The organism is Acinetobacter sp. LoGeW2-3, from assembly GCF_002688565.1.
In the GTDB taxonomy this organism is placed as follows: domain Bacteria; phylum Pseudomonadota; class Gammaproteobacteria; order Pseudomonadales; family Moraxellaceae; genus Acinetobacter.
In genome coordinates this window covers 1,525,861-1,544,382 of the sequence record NZ_CP024011.1, presented here as the reverse complement: position 1 = coordinate 1,544,382, position 18,522 = coordinate 1,525,861, and the positions used below count along the sequence as shown (strand labels likewise).

The 18,522-nt window shown below is 44.7% G+C and carries 16 protein-coding genes; 5 read left to right on the top strand and 11 right to left on the bottom strand.

The window, feature by feature from the left end:
• Positions 1-147: 147 nt before the first annotated feature.
• Positions 148-2,709, top strand: a complete 2,562-nt coding sequence (plsB, locus tag BS636_RS07350; protein ID WP_099338191.1) for a glycerol-3-phosphate 1-O-acyltransferase PlsB — start codon at positions 148-150, stop codon at positions 2,707-2,709.
• A 124-nt stretch (positions 2,710-2,833) separates the two neighbouring features.
• Here plsB and BS636_RS07345 read toward each other — a convergent pair whose 3' ends face one another.
• Positions 2,834-3,634, bottom strand: a complete 801-nt coding sequence (locus BS636_RS07345; RefSeq protein WP_099338190.1) for an NAD-dependent epimerase/dehydratase family protein — start codon at positions 3,632-3,634, stop codon at positions 2,834-2,836.
• Positions 3,635-3,668: 34 nt separating this feature from the next.
• Between BS636_RS07345 and recG the strand changes: the two genes are divergently transcribed.
• Positions 3,669-5,714, top strand: a complete 2,046-nt coding sequence (recG, locus tag BS636_RS07340) for an ATP-dependent DNA helicase RecG (RefSeq protein WP_099338189.1) — start codon at positions 3,669-3,671, stop codon at positions 5,712-5,714.
• Positions 5,701-6,336 carry a ComF family protein gene (locus BS636_RS07335; protein WP_099338188.1) on the top strand — a complete coding sequence of 212 codons (636 nt, stop codon included), beginning with the start codon at positions 5,701-5,703 and terminating at the stop codon, positions 6,334-6,336. Before recG ends, BS636_RS07335 begins: the two co-directional genes overlap by 14 nt.
• Position 6,337: 1 nt before the next feature.
• Here BS636_RS07335 and BS636_RS07330 read toward each other — a convergent pair whose 3' ends face one another.
• Positions 6,338-6,739, bottom strand: coding sequence for an NUDIX hydrolase (locus BS636_RS07330; RefSeq protein ID WP_099338187.1), 402 nt, complete (start codon positions 6,737-6,739; stop codon positions 6,338-6,340).
• Positions 6,740-6,770: 31 nt separating this feature from the next.
• Positions 6,771-7,361, bottom strand: a complete 591-nt coding sequence (locus tag BS636_RS07325; RefSeq protein WP_099339624.1) for a TIGR00730 family Rossman fold protein — start codon at positions 7,359-7,361, stop codon at positions 6,771-6,773.
• A gap of 153 nt (positions 7,362-7,514) precedes the next feature.
• Here BS636_RS07325 and BS636_RS07320 point away from each other — a divergent pair, with 153 nt between their 5' ends.
• Positions 7,515-8,528 carry a CorA family divalent cation transporter gene (locus BS636_RS07320; protein WP_099338186.1) on the top strand — a complete coding sequence of 338 codons (1,014 nt, stop codon included), beginning with the start codon at positions 7,515-7,517 and terminating at the stop codon, positions 8,526-8,528.
• 223 nt (positions 8,529-8,751) lie between these two features.
• Here BS636_RS07320 and BS636_RS07315 read toward each other — a convergent pair whose 3' ends face one another.
• From BS636_RS07315 to dxs, 8 genes are all read right to left on the bottom strand, one after another.
• Complete coding sequence (locus BS636_RS07315) at positions 8,752-9,042, bottom strand: STAS domain-containing protein (protein ID WP_099338185.1); 291 nt, start codon at positions 9,040-9,042, stop codon at positions 8,752-8,754.
• 12 nt (positions 9,043-9,054) lie between these two features.
• The gene (locus BS636_RS07310; protein ID WP_099338184.1) at positions 9,055-9,690 is read right to left on the bottom strand and encodes an MlaC/ttg2D family ABC transporter substrate-binding protein; all 636 of its coding nucleotides are present in this window, start codon (positions 9,688-9,690) and stop codon (positions 9,055-9,057) included.
• A gap of 18 nt (positions 9,691-9,708) precedes the next feature.
• Entirely contained in the window at positions 9,709-10,389 is a 681-nt protein-coding gene (locus BS636_RS07305; protein WP_099338183.1) for an outer membrane lipid asymmetry maintenance protein MlaD, read from the bottom strand.
• A complete protein-coding gene (mlaE, locus tag BS636_RS07300; RefSeq protein ID WP_099338182.1) occupies positions 10,389-11,168 on the bottom strand; it encodes a lipid asymmetry maintenance ABC transporter permease subunit MlaE in 780 nt (259 codons plus the stop codon). Before mlaE ends, BS636_RS07305 begins: the two co-directional genes overlap by 1 nt.
• The gene (locus BS636_RS07295) at positions 11,165-11,983 is read right to left on the bottom strand and encodes an ABC transporter ATP-binding protein (RefSeq protein WP_099338181.1); all 819 of its coding nucleotides are present in this window, start codon (positions 11,981-11,983) and stop codon (positions 11,165-11,167) included. Before BS636_RS07295 ends, mlaE begins: the two co-directional genes overlap by 4 nt.
• Before the next feature lie 403 nt (positions 11,984-12,386).
• Entirely contained in the window at positions 12,387-14,261 is a 1,875-nt protein-coding gene (locus BS636_RS07290) for a DEAD/DEAH box helicase (protein WP_099338180.1), read from the bottom strand.
• A gap of 451 nt (positions 14,262-14,712) precedes the next feature.
• On the bottom strand, positions 14,713-15,543 hold the full coding sequence (locus tag BS636_RS07285) for an inositol monophosphatase family protein (protein WP_004809859.1): 831 nt from the start codon (positions 15,541-15,543) through the stop codon (positions 14,713-14,715).
• Positions 15,544-15,663: 120 nt separating this feature from the next.
• Complete coding sequence (dxs, locus tag BS636_RS07280) at positions 15,664-17,568, bottom strand: 1-deoxy-D-xylulose-5-phosphate synthase (protein ID WP_099338179.1); 1,905 nt, start codon at positions 17,566-17,568, stop codon at positions 15,664-15,666.
• Positions 17,569-17,880: 312 nt separating this feature from the next.
• Here dxs and ribA point away from each other — a divergent pair, with 312 nt between their 5' ends.
• On the top strand, positions 17,881-18,483 hold the full coding sequence (gene ribA / locus BS636_RS07275) for a GTP cyclohydrolase II (protein ID WP_099338178.1): 603 nt from the start codon (positions 17,881-17,883) through the stop codon (positions 18,481-18,483).
• The last annotated feature ends 39 nt before the right edge of the window (positions 18,484-18,522 follow it).

Here is an 18,522-nt window from a genome sequence, read left to right as displayed (position 1 = left end):
CCGATAAAAAAAACGTTTTTTCACGTTAAAATCAAAGAACTTTTGTAGAATTTGTTAGAAAATGACATATTGTTTTCAAATACAATCTATCAAAATAGATTCCCCTCAGAAATCCTGTGGTTCTGGTCAGTAAAATTAGGAGTAGGTATGTCCAAGAGTGGCTTTGGTCAAATGTATCGCAAGCTTTCAAGTAAGATGCTTGAACTTGTGGTTACCCCGCATGTACTTGGGGAAGTACCAACGGAAGTCCCTGCTCCAGCGGCTGACCAGCAAGATCAGAAAAAGATTGTGTGCTATGTTCTGCAAAATCATTCACGCAGTAATGCGTTGGTGGTGGATGGTGAAACCCGTCGCCTGAAATTGCCTGCTGCACTTGATCCAATGGATCTGGGCACCAGCCAAGAAAAAGCATCAGTATTGTTCCTGCAATATCACGATGAGAGTAATCTGCTGAGCTCACCACCGCATGCTTTCCCGCCGCGTTTACTACGTCTGATTGAAGTACTGGAACAAAATCCTGAACTAGATGTAGAACTAATTCCAGTAACTGTACTGTGGGGTCGTGAGCCAGAGAAAGAAGATTCCTGGTTCAAACTGTTATTTACCGATACCTGGTCAACACCAAGCAAGATGAAACAGCTGGTGAATATCGGTCTGCATGGTCGTCAGTCTTATCTAGAGTTCCATGAAGCGCAATCACTACGTGCGCTCATTGATCATGCCAAAGTAACGCATCCAAATCTGTCTCCCGCAACGTATATTGTCAGCACCTTAAATGACTATCTGGATGCACAGCGTGAAGTCGTTCTAGGCCCTGATCTTTCCGATCGCCGTAATGTGATGCAGGGCCTGATCAAGTCCCCAGATGTACAAGCGGCTATTCGCAATGAAAGCATTCGCAGCAAAATTAGTGTAGACGAAGCTGAACGTCGTGCGATTGGTTATTTAAATGAGATCGTATCAGACTATTCAAACTCAACCGTGCGTTTTGCCGACAAATTATTAACCCGTTTGTGGACACAGCTCTATGACGGCGTTGAAGTGCATAACTTCAGTACCGTGCGTGAACTGGCGAAGGACTATGAAATTGTCTATGCGCCATGTCACCGCAGTCATATCGACTACCTGCTACTATCATATGTGATTTATAGCCGTGGTCTGATGGTGCCGTATATTGCTGCGGGTGATAACCTGAATATGCCATTTGTGGGGCAGATTCTTCGTGGCGGTGGCGCATTTTTTATTCGCCGTACCTTCCGCGGCAATGCGCTTTATACGACTGTCTTTAAAGAATATCTATACAGTATTTTGTCTCGTAACAATCCACTGGAATACTTCATTGAAGGTGGTCGTTCACGTACTGGTCGTTTATTACCACCAAAAACTGGCATGCTGGCAATGACGGTGCATGGTCACCTGCGTGGCAAGTCTAAGCCAATCGTATTTGTACCAACTTATATCGGCTATGAACGCCTGATGGAAGGTGCAACTTATGTGGGTGAAATGAATGGTAAACCGAAAGAAGCCGAATCGATCTTTGGCATTCTCAAGACTCTGCGCAAGATTGAACGTGTTTTCGGTAAAGTGCATCTGAACTTTGGTGAGCCCGTCTTTTTAGATGATATCCTGAAACAGCACGGTGTGGAAGATGTCAAAATTGAAAAGAATGATGATCCAATTCCACCAGCGGTATCTGAAGCAGTCAACAGCTCTGCACAGGCGATTCTAGAAAATATCAACCGTGCAGCGGTGATCAACCCGGTATCTCTACTGTCACTCATTCTGTTGGCAACGCCAAAACACACATTGGATGAAGCGATTTGTATCAAACAGCTAGATACCTATCGTAATCTGCTGATCTCCTTGCCATACGATGAACGTATGCAAGTAACACCGTTATCAGGTAAGGAAATCATTGCCTATGCAATGAAATTGAAGCTGATTAAACGTGTGGATCATGTGCTAGGCAATATTATTGCCATTGAAGATAATCAGGCGATTTTACTGACTTACTTCCGCAACAATATTTTGCATGCCTTTGTATTACCGTCATTAGTCGCTGCACTGGTCAATCATAACGGTATTATCCGCCGTGATGATGTGGTGAATATTAGCAGTACTCTATATCCATTCTTGAAAGCTGAACTATTTCTGAAATGGGATGAAGATGAAATTAAGGCGCCAGTCAATGCTTATATTGATGCCTTGATTGCGGCCAAGCTGATTGCGCAAGATAGTGAAAATCTAGTTGCACCGACACCTAACAGTGAAGCACATCATCAGTTAGAAGTTCTGGCTGCACCTGTGATGCAAAGTATCGAGCGTTATTACATGACGCTGGCACTCATCACCCAACGCGGTTCAGGCAACATTTCGACCCGTCAGGTTGAAGAACTAAGCCATCTAGTTGGTCAACGCCTGTCTGTACTGTACGAGTTCAACTCACCAGAGTTCTTTGATAAAGCGCTGTTCCAAAGCTTTATCAAAACACTGACCAGAAAAGGCTATATTGCGACCAATGAAGACAATGCGATTGTCTTTGATGAAAGCTTCAAGAATATCGCTCAGTATGCTGATCTAGTATTGGATGAAGTGAAGCTGCAAATGCTGCATAACCTGACAGCCTTTACTGATGAAGAACTGAAAGAAGCGTTGGATGCGTTGGCAGCAGAACAAGCGAAGAAACGTGCAAAGCGGAAGAAGAAATAAAATTCTTTAAGCTCCTTCTCCCTCTGGGAGAAGGTTGGGATGAGGGAGAATTTCAAACAAATTAACCTCTCCCTAGCCCTCTCCTAAAAGGATAGGGAACTCAACTTTATGCAAGATGAGTGGATTACTTCATCAATTCCAAATAATCCCGAAAACAATCTTGATGCTTTAACTGAAACCCCATCTTTTCCATACGTGTTGCATAGAGCTTTCTCCCAGTCACCTTCTCACTTTCCACATTCAATAAAGGTAACCCCATCTGCTGCTGGAACCATTGCAGCACTTCATGCAACAGCTGTGGCTGGTTGTTGGTCAAAATATATGAAAATTCAAGATGTTCCACGTGAATCATTCCCACCATAAAACGTGACAAATCTTCAATATGAATTCGATTCGACCAGTGCAAATTTGGATAGCTGGTCATCGTTGTAGCCATTTTCTCTAAGCGTGCCACCGAGGTGCCATAAATTCCGCTTGGGCGAATGATCGTGCATCGGTCTGGATAGGCTGCTAAATAAGCCTGTTCCATTTGACGCAAAATTTCTCCTTGCAGATCATCCGGATAAATCGCGCTGTCATCATCTATCCTCTCTCCAGCATTTTCACCGTAAACTCGGGTGGAAGATACCACTACTAAACGTTGTACAGGGTGAGATTTTAAGGCAGTGACAATCGGCTGAACGGAGTCCAGATAAGTCTGTTGATAGGCCTCAACCGTGCTTTGATCTGGACTAAGCAGGACATAGACCCAATCAATCGGCGCAAAGCTGCTGAGGTCAAGCTGATGCACATCCTGAATATGATGAGTGGCATACAAATCCGTTTTAGCACTGCGACTGATTGTGCTAATTTGATGACCTTGCTCAAATAATTGTTTAGCTATACGTGCGGATGTTTTACCATAACCGATAAATAAAATATGCATTCAGCACCGAATCACAAGACCTGGTTGAGGGGACATGGCTGCAGTCCATCAGTTACAAGGTGTCGGCAATGCCGCCGCCGCATTACTTGAAAAATTAAATCTGTTTACAACTGATGATTTGCTCTTTCATCTGCCACGTGATTACGAAGACCGTAGCACGATCATTCCCATGAATCAATTGACCGTGGGACGTAGCTATTTGTTGGAAGGTATTGTCAAAGGCGTGGATTTTCCACCGGGCAAACGCAAGTCTATGGCAGTGCTACTGGATGATGACTGGGGCAAAGTTACTCTACGTTTCTATCATATCTATAAAGGCATTACCGACCGCTGCAAACTCGGTGCACGCCTCAGAGTCTTCGGTGAAGTGCGTGTCGGTGCACGTGGTTTGGAAATGTATCACCCTGAACTGCAGGTAATTACTGAACATACCCCACTGCCACAAACCCAATTGACGGCGATCTACCCAGCCACTGAAGGACTGACTCAGCCAAAACTGCGTGAATATATCAAGCAAGCCTTAGCCCTACATAGTGATGATCTGCCAGAACTATTACCAGCAAAATTCAGCAATGGCTATGACCTGAAACAGGCACTGGAATATATCCATCATCCGCCAGTTGATGCCAATATGTTGCAACTGGCACAAGGTTCACATCCAGCTCAACAGCGTCTGATCTTTGAAGAATTGGTGGCACATCAGATCAGCCTGCTCACACGTCGTGCCTTCATTCAGCAGGTTGAAGCTCCTGCATTTTCCCCAAGTAAGCGTTATGCCAAACAGCTACTGGCCGGCCTACCTTTTGAAATGACTGGAGCACAAAAACGCGTGTCTCGTGAAGTTGCCCATGACATGAAAGGTAACAAACCGATGTTGCGTCTGGTACAGGGCGATGTAGGTGCAGGTAAAACACTGGTTGCCGGTGTCGCAGCCTGTCATGCTTTAGAAGAAGGCTGGCAAGTGGCTCTTATGGCACCCACCGAGATTCTCGCAGAACAGCATTATTTAAATTTTAAAAAATGGTTTGAACCACTCGGACTAAATGTTTCTTGGCTTTCTGGTAAGCAAAAAGGTAAAGCCCGTACTGCTACAGAACTAAGCATTAAAGATGGCAGTGCTAATCTAGTCGTAGGCACGCATGCTCTATTTCAGGAAAATGTCGAGTTTGCCAAACTGGGCTTAGTGATTATTGATGAACAGCATCGCTTTGGTGTAGATCAACGTCTAGCCCTGCGCAATAAAGGCTTAGATGGGATGTCACCACATCAGTTGGTGATGACTGCAACACCAATTCCTCGCACTTTGGCGATGTCAGCTTATGGCGATCTGGATACGTCTATTATTGATGAACTCCCTCCAGGCCGCACCCCGATTCAAACCGTGACTATTCCACTGGATCGTCGCGAAGAGGTGTTACATCGCATTGCAACCAACTGTGCTGAAGGCAAACAGGCCTATTGGGTGTGTACGCTGGTAGAACAGTCGGAAACATTGGATGCACAGGCCGCTGAAGCGACTTTTGCCGAAATCAAGGAGCGCTTTCCAGACATTAACATTGGTCTAGTACACGGCAAAATGAAGGCCGATGAAAAACAGACCGTGATGCAACAATTCAAGAACAATGAACTGCAGCTGCTGATTGCGACTACCGTCATTGAAGTCGGTGTCGATGTACCGAATGCTTCTTTAATGGTCATTGAAAATGCTGAGCGTTTAGGACTTTCGCAATTGCATCAGTTACGTGGTCGTGTCGGTCGGGGTGTCAAAGCCAGTTTCTGTGTCTTGCTATATAAGCACCCTCTTTCCCAGAATGGTCAGGAACGTTTGCGTATCATGCGTGAAACCAATGACGGCTTTATCATTGCGGAAAAAGATCTGGAACTGCGTGGTCCAGGTGAGCTGCTCGGCACCAAACAAACGGGTGATATGGGCTTTCGCGTGGCCAAACTGGAACGTGATGACCACCTGCTGAATCAGTCACATTATGTGGCTCAACAGATGTTAAAAGATTATCCGAAACAGGCTGATGCGCTATTAAAACGCTGGCTGCCTGAGGCACCACGATATGCCTATGTCTAAGTTGATTCAGCAAGGCAAGCACTGGCTGGGCAAGTTACAGCCCTGCCAGCTCTGTCACAGTGATTATCAGGCGATTCATTCGGTGTGTCAGGATTGCTGGCAGCAACTGCCTTGGGCACATCAAACTATTCAGCGTCAGGAAATACAGATTCAGATTGCTTGTCATTATGACTACCCCATGGATCGCTTGATTCAACTATTTAAGTATGAACAGAAGCTCTATCTGGAAAATCTGTTGGCAGGTGTTCTGCTAAGCCTGAATCTACCTAAAGTCAGTGCGGTTGTTCCGATGCCGATCTCAACAGACAAGCTGGTACAGCGTGGCTATAACCAGTCCTTACTACTGGCGAAACAGGTCGCAAAGCATCTTAAGGTTCCAGTATGGCAACCAGTAAGTCGACTCAAACAGCATTCACAAAAAGGTTTAAGCCGACTGGAACGGATTGAAGATATTGAGGCACAATTTCAGATCAGCACATCATCAAAACTGCGTTACCGCAAAGTGCTGATCATTGATGATGTGGTCACGACAGGCAGTTCGCTTCGTGCACTTAGTCAAAAGCTGGAAGAACTTGGCTGCCAGCAAATTTATGCCGCCTGTGTTGCAGGTGCAAAACTTTGAATCAGGCTTGAGCCAATAAATTTGACTTCACCCACGGAATCACAACTTCTGTCGTCAGTGGGGCTAATGACAGGTCCCGCTCATCCAGATCAATCCATTTCATCTCGGCAATTTCTGCCTCAATTTTTGGCATTTGATCTAATTTCACTAAATACACATAACTCACTAGTTGATGGTCTGGCTCATTCGCTGTCTTCGTTTCAAAACGGCCAATAAATTGCTGTACTTCAGCGTTGCAGCAGATCTCTTCCTGAATCTCACGCACAATGGTGACTTCAGGTGCTTCATTGGGTTCCAGCTTGCCTCCAACTTGCATAAAGCAGCTGGTGCCCTTTTTACGCACCACCAATAACTGTTGGGCTTCGTTCAGCACAATTCCTGCTGCAACAGTAATCACTTTCATATCAACTCAAATTTAAAAATAACAAATAGTTTTATTTTACAAGATCTTGCTGATCCACCATGCCCCATTTCGCTTGTGGTGGCTTGTAACCTGCAAAGACATCCAGAATTTGATCAATGTCCGCATTGACAATCAGCTTGTCCATAAAGCGTTCCTTGGTAAAACCCTGATCCATAGTGTATTGCAGGAACTGAATCAGACCAGTATAGAAATTTTCTGCATTTAAAAATGCGCATGGCTTTTCATGAATGCCAAGCTGTGCCCAGGTCCACTGTTCAAAAATTTCTTCCAGCGTCCCCACGCCACCCGGAATCGCAATAAAACCATCTGCCAATTCTGACATTTTGGTTTTACGCTCATGCATATTGTTTACCACATGCAACTCGGTCAGTCCCGGATGTGCCAATTCACGATCAACCAACTGCTTTGGAATTACCCCGATCACTTTGCCACCAGCAGCCAAAGCACTGTCTGCGACTATTCCCATCAAGCCCGAACGTCCACCGCCATAAATTAATGTAAGTTGTCTTGCAGCCAGAGCTTGACCTACTTTTTCAGCAATCGCGGCATAAACAGGTGAAACACCCAGTGCGGAACCACAAAAAATTGCGATAGAATTCATCATTTTTCACCGTTTAGTTCTCTGAACATCACAAGGAATCCCCCATTGAACGTTTTTTTGAAAAAATAACTGTTCAATCAGTGTTTTTATTCAATTCCTTGTCTAAAATACACCCATTCCAATTTACATACTGCGCAAGGGAGAAAAGACAGCATGCTTGAAGCCTTTTATGCCACAGAGCGCGGTAGCTTAGAAGATGCCACTATTAATGGCGACTTTGATTTACATCAAGATTTAGTTTGGGTCGATCTGATTGCACCTTCACAGGAAGAGCAGCAATGGATCATGGATGCGTATGAGCAAAATCTTCCTACCCTCAAATCATTAGAAGACATTTCATCCAGTGCACGATTCTACCGCGATGACGACGGTATTTTGCATATCAGCACTTATTTTTTAACGAAAAATAAAAATTATCAGGTCGAAGAAGATACCGAAGACCAGTCCAGTATTTTAGCCACGGTTCAAACGGTCGCGTTCATTCTGCATAAAGATCGGCTATTTACCCTGCGTGGGGAAAAGCTGGTCGCGTTCCGTGCCTTCCGTGCCCGCGCGCGCCGTAATGACTATGAGATTGATTATAAAGATCCAACCTGGATTCTACTCGGTTTGCTGGAAGCGAAACTGGATGAGCTGGCCGATATTCTGGAAGATGTGCATAAGGACTTAGAGAAATATTCGACCGAAGTGCTGAACAACCGCCATCGTGAACAGATTCTGGATCTGGATGACATGATTACTCGTCTGGCACAACTCGAAGATATGCTCGGAAAAGCTCAGCTATGTCTGATCGATTTACGCCGGGTACTCACCTTCCTGTCCCGTCCACGTGCGCTGGGTAGTCACATTTATGATGCGGATATTCGAGAGCTCAGCGAAGATGTCCGCTCTCTGGTTGAGCATGATGCCTTCTTATTCCAGAAGGTTCGATTCTTGCTCGATACTACCTCAGGATTCATTAACACCGAACAGAACGACACGATTCGTCGATTCTCGATCTTGCCAAGTATGCTTGCGCCACCGATGCTTGTTGCAAGTATCTATGGAATGAACACTGAAGTTTTGCCATTCGCTCACGGTACTACCAGTTTTGTCATCGTTAGTATTATTCTTGCCGTCTTCTTTTTTGGGCCACTGATTTACTTTAGATGGAAAAAATGGATTTGATGAGTTCATATTTTTAGAACTACGATTAAGTCCTCAAATATCTAATAATTAATCTTTCTTAAAATGAATAATGGAATCCTCTCTCCCTCTGGGAGAGAGTTAGAGAGAGGGTTATTAAATAATTACCTCACCCTAACCCTCTCCTAAAAGGAGAGGGAACTCCACTAGTTTATTTGGTTATTTCTATATCCATTAAAAAAGCACCTTTCGGTGCTTTTTTTATTTATTGAATAATCTGCAGATCATTCTCTAAATGACAGGCCTGTATGATCTTCATCACTTTTTCAGGAACAGCTTTAAACTGTAATCCTTTCGCTTCTGGCGTCTGGCGTAACCATCTAACCAATATCGCCAAAGCCAAAGTACTGCCACTTTCAAGCTCAGCCAGATTCACCACAATGGGAAAACCTGCCTGCGACTGAATTTCACACAGCCCCTGTTCATAGTATTGCTGTGCATTGCTATAGTCGATTTTGCCTGAAACATGCAGTTCCTGATTACTGAATTTGATCACAGTTCACCTATCTTATTTTTTCTTTTCAACCGCTGCTTCTGCATCTGGTTTGAAGTTCGCAATTGCTTTATCCAGGTTACCGCCATTACGTTTTACAGTTGCTGCAAACTGGTTACGGAATTGCAAGCCAAGGTCGATACCAGAAACGTTGATGTTACGGATTTTCCATTGTGAACCTTTATCCGCCAACTGGAAAGAAACCGGAATTTTTTCACCATTGTTATGGAAATCAATCGTCACAACCGGATTCTTGCTACCTGTGTCTTTGTATGGACGCATGCTATAAGACTGGTTGGTATATTTCGCAAATGCTGAACCATAGTTTTCAATCAGTGTTTCACGGAAGTTACGTTCAAACTGAGCACGCTGTGCAGCAGAGCTATACTGATTGGTCGCATAAGTACCCATTACAATACGGGTAAATGCTTGTGAGTCGATATATGGATCAAGGTTCTGACGAATAATAGTTTTCACCAGTGCCGGATTGCTTTGCAACTTGCTATGATCTGCTTTCAGACGAGTGATCAGATTGTCTGCTACTTTCTTGATAAATGCAGGGGGTGCTTCAGCCGGAGCAGCAAAAACGCTTCCCATCGCCATGGTAGATAGAATGCTTGCTGCAAGGGTTTGTTTCACTAAAATATTCACTCAAATTTCCTCAATCTATTATTCAACAAATGCAGGTTCTGCATCGGTAGCTTCAGAAGTCGCTGCTTCATCAGCAGATGCTTCCTGAGTTTCTGATGACTTACTGCCTGCCCCACCTGTCACGAATTTGGTAATTAAATCTTCAATTTCCATGGTGCCTTGGGTATTCGCAATCTGGTCACCACGTTTTAGATAATTCAGACCGCCACCTGGAATAATTTTCAAATACTTTTCACCCAACAAGCCATTAGTCGCTACCATAATGTAAGCATCTTCATCAATATTGGTGATGGATGTCATGTTATCTAAGAGTTGTTTTTCCATTGTTTTTTGTTGCGCAGGAGCCGCAGCTTCATAGTCAGCACTGTAACGTAATTCATCTAGAGCTTCTTGCTGTACTTTCTTCAACTGTTCAGCATTGAACGATGTCAGAGAGCCATCCAGCGTCATATGCACGGTTGCCAAACGAGTCACAGGATCAAGTGTAATGGTATCTACCTGACCGACCTTCACACCACTTAAAGCCACTTTAGCGCGCGGCTTAATACCGTTCACATTTTCGAAAGTCGCTGTCATTTTATAGCTGTCGGCAATATTGGTTCCGACTAAACCACTAACACGCATTGCCAAGAAGAAAATTGCAATTCCAAATAGAATGACAAAAACACCAACGGCCAGCTCACTGGTACGTGATTTCATTAAACACCTCCGAACATGACCGCAGTCAACACGAAATCAAAACCTAAAACACACAACGATGAATACACCACAGTACGTGTTGTGGACGTTGCAATCCCTTCAGATGTTGGCTCACAGGCATAACCCTGATACACCGCAATCCATGTACAAATTAATGCAAATACAAAACTTTTAATGATGGTGCCGTTAAAGATATCCTTATAGAACTGCACGGTACTTTCCATGCCGCTCCAGTAAGCACCTTCATCTGCGCCAAGGAAATCTACACCGACCATTTTACCGCCCATGATACCTACGGCAGCGAAAATCACGGATAGCATTGGCAGACTGAAAATACCTGCCCAAAGACGTGGTGAAATCACCCGTTTCAACGGATCAACCCCAATCATCTCCATACTAGATAACTGTTCAGTCGCTTTCATCAAACCAATTTCAGCAGTCAATGCAGAACCAGCACGACCGGCAAACAGTAAAGCTGCTACGACAGGTGCCAGTTCACGCAGTAAAGTTAAAGCTACTGCAGTACCGAGCATTGCCTCACTACCAAAGGTCGAGAGAATGGTATACATCTGCAGACCAAGCACCGAACCAATAAATAGGCCGGATACTGAAATAATCAGCAGTGACAGCACACCCACTCGATACATCTGGTAGACAAATAGCTTGACCCCGAGCCAGGTTGGCATCGAAATTAGAATTTGCAACAGCATCAGGGTCGCAACCCCAATCCCGCGCACACGTTCGATGACGCGTCTACCCAATAAGGCAATGGCATTCATGAACGCACCTCATCACTTAAATAAGCCTGATGGCTAAACTGATAGTCCACAGGTCCCTCAACAGAACCTGTCAGGAACTGCTGAACAAATGCAGAAGGATGTGCTTTTAATTCTTCAGGTGTGCCTTCGCCCTGGATCTTCCCTTGTGCAACCACATAAATGTAGTCAGCAATTGATAGAGTTTCTGCTACATCATGAGAAACGATAATTGTCGTGAGGTCTAATGCTTCACGCAGGGAACGAATCAGACGTGTCAGCACGCCCATCACAATCGGGTCTTGTCCGGCAAACGGTTCATCATACATGATGAGTTCTGGATCGAGTGCAATCGCACGTGCCAATGCCACACGACGGTTCATACCACCAGATAATTCGGATGGCATCATCTGTTCTGCGCCACGCAGGCCGACAGATTCCAGTTTGAGCGCCACGATTTCAGCAATCAGATGCTCAGGCAATTTAGTGTGTGCACGAATCGGGAAAGCCACATTTTCATAGACGCTCATATCCGTGAACAATGCACCGCTCTGGAAGAGCATGCCCATACGCGCACGTGCGGCAAACAGTTCGCTACGTGACATACGTGCGATATCCTTGCCATCCAGCAATACCTGTCCCTGATCCGGCGTCAACTGTCCGCCAATCAAACGTAATAATGTAGTTTTACCGGTACCAGAAGGTCCCATAATGGCAGTGATCTGACCACGACGAATATTCAGGCTGACATTGTCATAAATCACACGTTCGCCTCGCTTGAAGCTCAAACCCTTCACTTCTATGAGTGATTGAGTCTCAAACGCTGTTTGATTTTTCATAGCTAAGCGTTTTCCTGCATTTTTTCAGCATGCGTACTATAAAGGATTAATACTCTAAATGTTACCTTTTGATCGGAATGTTACAAGGGCATAAACAGAGTATCTGAATGAAAAAAATGAAAAAGCACGGTTTGTTCTTATAATTTTATGGCTTGTTTATACGTTCAATAATCACTCAATTATAAAAATTATAGAGAAAGAGAATGATATTACATAAGATCAGTATCAGCGCAAGATAAGGCATAGCGACCTCATTGATATAACGAACTTGGTGTGTTTTCTGAGGATTAATTATCATAACTGATTTAAATTAAGAAACAGCACACACTTTAGCCAAAAAATCAAAAAAAATGCACCTGTAAAAAAACCAGCGTTACCGCTGGTTTTTTCTGGCTAGATTCAATTAGTCATTGAATTTGCGACGTGGACGGTCTTCACCACCGAACGAACGCTCACCACGTGGTTTGTCATCGAAGTTACGACGTGGACGATCGCCACCAAAATCGCGTTTAGGACGGTCATCACCGAATGAACGTGCTGGACGGTCACCGAAGCCACCTTCGCGACGTGGAGCTGGACGATCACCGAAATCACGTTTAGGACGGTCACCAAAACCACCTTCACGACGTGGAGCTGGACGATCACCGAAATCACGTTTAGGACGGTCACCGAAAGAACCTTCACGACGTGGTTTGTAGTCTACGCGGTTACCACGGTTGTCATCAGAACCTTCGAAACGAGGACGGTCGCCAAAATCACGTTTTGGACGGTCATCGAAAGAACGTTGCGGACGATCACCGAAACCACCTTCACGACGTGGAGCTGGACGATCACCGAAGTCACGTTTAGGACGATCACCGAAACCGCCTTCACGACGTGGACGATCGCTGTTGAACTCGCGACGTGGACGATCTTCGCCACCGAACGCAGGACGTTCGCCACGAGGTTTGTCATCGAAGCTACGACGTGGACGGTCATCACCACCATCACGACGTTTGAAGTTACCTTCACCTTCGAAACGACGACCACCGCCGAAGCCACCACGGCCGCCACGACCGCCATCACGACCACGACCACGACCAGCGCCATCACGGCTACCACGTGCAGGAGGTGGAGATGGCTCAAGACCTTCGATTTCAGATACTTCTAAACGAGCATCTAGGTAATCTTCAAGCGCACGGATTTTACCGCGTTCACGGTAAGTTGCTAAAGTAATCGCTTTACCAGTACGGCCCGCACGACCTGTACGACCGATACGGTGTACATAGTCTTCGTTCTTCATTGGAAGACCGAAGTTAATTACGTGAGAAATTGTTGGTACGTCTAGACCACGCGCTGCAACGTCAGTTGCAACCAGGATTTTTGCACGACCTTCACGGATACTACGCAGACGACGGTTACGAACAGTCTGTGGCATTGCACCATGAAGTGCTACAACTGATAGACCTGCTTCAGCAAGTTCTTCAGCCAGCATATCGGTATCTTCTTGAGTAGAAGCAAATACAACTGCCTGATCAACGTCTTCTTCGTTTAACCAGTGAGTTAATAATTTTTTCTTGTGCTCAAAACCATCAGTCCAGTGCAAAGTCTGAGTGATGTCAGTATTAGTAGAGTGACCAGTTTCGATCGCAATACGTTCTGGTTCATTCATCATGCGTTCAGCAAGTGTAATGATACGCGGAGCGAATGTTGCAGAGAACATCAAAGTTTGTTTACGGTTCGCAGCCAAGTCACCGATTGCCTCAAGGTCTTCAGAGAAGCCAAGGTCTAACATACGGTCAGCTTCGTCGACGATTAACGCATCAACTTTGTCCAGTTTAATCTGGCGACGGTTTACAAGATCAAGTAAACGACCTGGAGTCGCAACAACAACTTGTGCACCTTTTAATTGTTGAATTTGTTTACCAAATGGCATACCACCCATGATTGCAGCAATACGAACACCTTTCATGTGACGTACAAATGCAATTGCATCCTGACATACCTGTTGTGCAAGTTCACGTGTTGGTGAAATTACCAGGATATTCGGTTGAGTCACTGCTTTCATACGTTCTTTGAACGGAACGAAAGTATCTTCAGTTGCAAGGCCATTCAATGTAGGGAGAAGGAAGGCCGCAGTTTTACCAGAACCAGTCTGGCTTGACACTAGAAGGTCTTTACCTTCAAGCGCCGCAGGAATAGATAGTTCCTGTACAGGTGTAGGCGCAGTAAAGCCTAGTGCTTGTAAAGCTTGTTGTAAGGATTCGTGCAGAGGAAAATCAGCAAAAGTTTTGCTCATAGAGTCTTTCACCCGGAAATTGGGTGCTCCATTAAAAATAAAGTCAAATGAACATCGACAAAAAGCGGTACAGCAATAAACGCTGAAAAGAAGAGATCATTCAGCGGCGATCCGAGTAACGACGATGTGATATAACGCACGCATGATTACGGCATAACCTGAAGGAATCGCTTTAGCGATTGGGGCGCGAGATATCGTCCTCTCTTTGGACCGCACGCGCATACACAATGATAAGAAGAGAAATGTTCAGGTAACGAACAGAAATTAAGTGCGTGCGCGGATTATAGCAGGATTTAAAATAATGTCATTAAGTTTTATTGTTATTTTGTATTAATCAAAAATTAGTTGATATTTTAACCATATTTAGCAGCAAAAATATTTTTCAGAAATAAAAAAGGCATCCCGTAGGATGCCTCTTATATAGATGTTAGATCAAAATATCTAAACCCGATTATTTAGCTGCCTCGCCCCATGCTGGCACAACAGCCTGCATTAAAGGTTTAAGCATTTTCATAGAGCAGGCAATGACCTGACCTTTTTCCATAGATTCGCTGCCACCACGTGCATCAACTACGGTACCGCCAGCTTCTTTCACAATCAGCTCACCAGCGGCGATATCCCAAGGTTTCAAACCAAGTTCAAAGTAACCATCTAAACGACCTGCAGCAACATAAGCCAGATCCAGTGCAGCAGAACCTGCACGGCGGTATTGAGCACCCGCTTCAGTTACATTTAAAAGTGATTCAAAATGGTTTTTCGCATAAGACACCACTTCACCGCCGCGTTGAGCGCGGTAAGCATGACCGACTGCCAGGAAAGAATTCTGTAAGTTGTCTTTTACGTTTACACGGATACGACGCTGGTTCAACATTGCACCACGACCACGACTTGCAGAGAATAGCTCGTCTTTCACAGGGTCATAGATCACACCGTGTTGAGTTACGCCTTTGTGCTGAACAGCAATAGAGATACAGAAATGCGGGAAACCGTTGATAAAGTTTAGTGTACCGTCAAGAGGATCGATCACCCAACACCATTCAGCGTCGTGACCTTTACCTTCTTGCAGACCAAACTCTTCACCAAGGAAGCTGTGGTTTTTATAACTTTTACGCAGCGTATCGATAGTCAGTTGTTCCAGGTAACGGTCAACACGCGTTACAGGACCATCAATGCCTTTTTCTTCGACTTGTAGATCGAGTTTATGACGATTTTGATGCGCTTTTAAAAGCTCTTGACCAACTAATTGAGCCGCACGCGCAGCCATCACCACCATAGGTTCCATTGAACACCCACTACAAATTTGAAGATATTGATAAAGAATAATGCATAAAAGCCCTTACATTTTAGCAAATATAAGGGCTTTTTGGGAAAAAAATGTTTCTAAAATTTTGCAGGCGTTGTTTTAGACTGCCTGAGTCAGTGAAGACCAAGCCTGATTCATCGACTTTTCAATGCCTTGAGCATCAAGGCCAGCCTGTTGCAGCATCTGTGCATGCGTCGCTTGCGCCATAAAGGTATCAGCCAGACCGAGATTTAAGATTGGTTTCACAATCTGTGCTTCTGCCAGATATTCATTCACAGCACTTCCCGCACCGGCCATCACTGCATGTTCTTCTACAGTCACAAACAGACTGGTACTTGGTGCAATGTCATCTAGCATTTGTGTGTCGAGTGGTTTGATGAAACGCATGTTCACCACACGCACTGCCACATCATGTTTGGCTGCAAAAGTTTGTGCTGCATCGATCGCAGCCTGTACGCGACTACCGAAAGCCAGCACAGAGATATAGTCATCATGCTGACTATTAAAGCTGGCGACAATTTCCGCCTGACCAATTGGTAATTCAACCATGTCCTGCTGAATCTCAACACCTAGACCATTGCCACGTGGATAACGTACTGCTGCCGGACCTTTATATAGATAAGCAGTATGCAGCATCTGGCGACATTCATTTTCATCTTTAGGCGCCATGATCACTAGGTTTGGAATGGTCCGCATATAAGCATAGTCATAAGCCCCAGCATGCGTAGGACCATCCTCACCCACTAAACCTGCACGATCGATACCAAAGGTCACATCCAGATTCTGCAACGCCACATCATGCACTAGCTGGTCATAACCACGTTGCAAGAAAGTTGAATAGATCGCTACAACGGGTTTTAAGCCCTCACAGGCCATACCAGCTGCCAAAGTCACTGCATGCTGTTCAGCAATTGCAACGTCAAAGAAACGCTCAGGATAATCTTTAGCAAATTTCACCATACCCGAGCCTTCACACATGGCTGGGGTAATCGCAAGCAGGCGATCATCTTTAGCCGCTTCATCACAAAGCCATTGACCAAAGACATCAGAATATTTTGGTGCTGTATTTACAGCAGCCACTGAATTTAAACGACTAATCGCGTGATATTTAATTTGTTCTGCTTCTGCCGGAGCAAAGCCTTTACCTTTTTTAGTATAGACATGAATCAGGCGTGGACCTTTACGCTTTTTCAGCGCATTAAAGACATGTACCAATTGATTCAGATCATGGCCATCATAAGGACCGAAGTAATCAAAACCAATTGCTTTAAACAGATTATCCGCAGCATCAGTCGCAGCAGAATGCAGACGTGAGTTATATACCCATTCTGGATGGGGCTGAACGAAGGCTTCACCTTCTGCAGTAATATTTACCGATTCGCCACGTTCCCACAGTGCTGCTAGATGCTTGGCAAAACCACCAGTGCTGCAGGAAATCGACATATCATTGTCATTCAGCACCACCATCAGATCTGCATTGTGTGCTACGGCGTCATTCATGGCTTCAAAGGCCATACCTGCGGTCATGGCACCATCACCAATGATAGACACCACTTCACATGGATTCTTTTGATAGCGACGTGCGAGTGCCATCCCCAAACCTGCTGAAATCGCCGTTGAAGAGTGCCCTACACCAAAGGTATCAAATTCAGATTCATCACGTGCCGGGAATGCAGCCAGACCATCTTTGGCCCGAATAGTGGTCAGTTGTTCACGACGGCCGGTTAAGGCTTTATGCGGATAGGCTTGATGACCTACATCCCAGATCAGGCGATCGTTTGGCGTATTGAAGCAATAGTGCAAAGCCACAGTCAGCTCAATCACCCCCAGATTGGCACCAAAATGCCCACCACTTTGTCCTGCAGCATACAAAATGTACTGACGTAACTCATCGGCCACCTGCTCAAGCTGATTTTGCTCAAGTGAACGCAATTGCTCTGGATGATCGATCGCATCAAGCAACGGTGTTACAGGGCGTTGAGTTGGTATTTCTGTATACAGCATAAATGGCAAAGCCTTCAAAAGCCTGGCAAATCCTAAGCTAGGTCTGTCTATGGGGGAGTCCCGATCATATAGTCGAATTGTAGCAGCTTCAATTGTGTAAAGCTGTTACCGGCGCAATATTAAACAATGATCCTGATCAGGGTAAAATTTTGCAGAATACGATTATCCTGAATAATCTTACTGTTTATCAACTATTATCGTTCGCTTTATACAAAAAAGAAAATGTTCTCCAGAAATTCATCTATGCAACCCTACTAATGTCCAATCATTACGCTATACTTTGAGCAATTTCAGGATTTAACGGGTTCAGCTGTGCCTATCGAGTTTGTCGCAACATCAAGATTACCTACCGCTCACGGTGAATTTAAAATTACTGTTTTTCAAGACCCTAAGACTGGCGAAGAACATGTCGCACTGTCTAAAGGACTGGAAGAGCCAAGTGATGAACCAGTGCTGGTACGTGTACATTCTGAATGTTTAACCGGTGATGCTTTTGCTTCACTGAAATGCGATTGCGGACCGCAGCTTCAGGCGACACAAAAGCTGATTAATGAAGTCGGTCGTGGGGTGATCCTATACTTGCGTCAGGAAGGCCGCGGGATTGGTTTGACCAATAAAATCCGTGCCTATGCCCTGCAAGATCAAGGTCATGACACTGTAGATGCTAACTTAATGCTGAATTTACCAGCCGATGCACGCGAATATGACATGTGCAGTATCATGCTGGATCACTTGGGTGTGAAAGCGGTTCGTCTGATTACCAATAACCCGACAAAAATCAATGCACTTAAAGAATTAGGTATTAATGTAGTGGACCGTGTACCGCTGACAGTTGGTCTAAATCCATTTAATGAGCAATACCTCAAGACTAAACATGAGCGTATGGCACATTTATATCGGAAGGATGATTTTTAATTTTTCTTTTATTAAATCTTACCCTGCTTTTAAAATCTC

What these genes read in the sequence shown, in the direction of transcription:
- BS636_RS07335 (WP_099338188.1), top strand. Translation starts at nt 5,701, where the DNA reads ATGCCTATGTCTAAGTTGATTCAGCAAGGCAAGCACTGGCTGGGCAAG.
- recG (WP_099338189.1), top strand. Translation starts at nt 3,669, where the DNA reads ATGGCTGCAGTCCATCAGTTACAAGGTGTCGGCAATGCCGCCGCCGCA.
- mlaE (WP_099338182.1), bottom strand. Translation starts at nt 11,168, where the DNA reads ATGAATGCCATTGCCTTATTGGGTAGACGCGTCATCGAACGTGTGCGC.
- BS636_RS07285 (WP_004809859.1), bottom strand. Translation starts at nt 15,543, where the DNA reads ATGGAACCTATGGTGGTGATGGCTGCGCGTGCGGCTCAATTAGTTGGT.
- dxs (WP_099338179.1), bottom strand. Translation starts at nt 17,568, where the DNA reads ATGCTGTATACAGAAATACCAACTCAACGCCCTGTAACACCGTTGCTT.
- BS636_RS07325 (WP_099339624.1), bottom strand. Translation starts at nt 7,361, where the DNA reads ATGAATTCTATCGCAATTTTTTGTGGTTCCGCACTGGGTGTTTCACCT.
- BS636_RS07330 (WP_099338187.1), bottom strand. Translation starts at nt 6,739, where the DNA reads ATGAAAGTGATTACTGTTGCAGCAGGAATTGTGCTGAACGAAGCCCAA.
- BS636_RS07290 (WP_099338180.1), bottom strand. Translation starts at nt 14,261, where the DNA reads ATGAGCAAAACTTTTGCTGATTTTCCTCTGCACGAATCCTTACAACAA.
- BS636_RS07345 (WP_099338190.1), bottom strand. Translation starts at nt 3,634, where the DNA reads ATGCATATTTTATTTATCGGTTATGGTAAAACATCCGCACGTATAGCT.
- BS636_RS07320 (WP_099338186.1), top strand. Translation starts at nt 7,515, where the DNA reads ATGCTTGAAGCCTTTTATGCCACAGAGCGCGGTAGCTTAGAAGATGCC.
- plsB (WP_099338191.1), top strand. Translation starts at nt 148, where the DNA reads ATGTCCAAGAGTGGCTTTGGTCAAATGTATCGCAAGCTTTCAAGTAAG.
- BS636_RS07305 (WP_099338183.1), bottom strand. Translation starts at nt 10,389, where the DNA reads ATGAAATCACGTACCAGTGAGCTGGCCGTTGGTGTTTTTGTCATTCTA.
- BS636_RS07295 (WP_099338181.1), bottom strand. Translation starts at nt 11,983, where the DNA reads ATGAAAAATCAAACAGCGTTTGAGACTCAATCACTCATAGAAGTGAAG.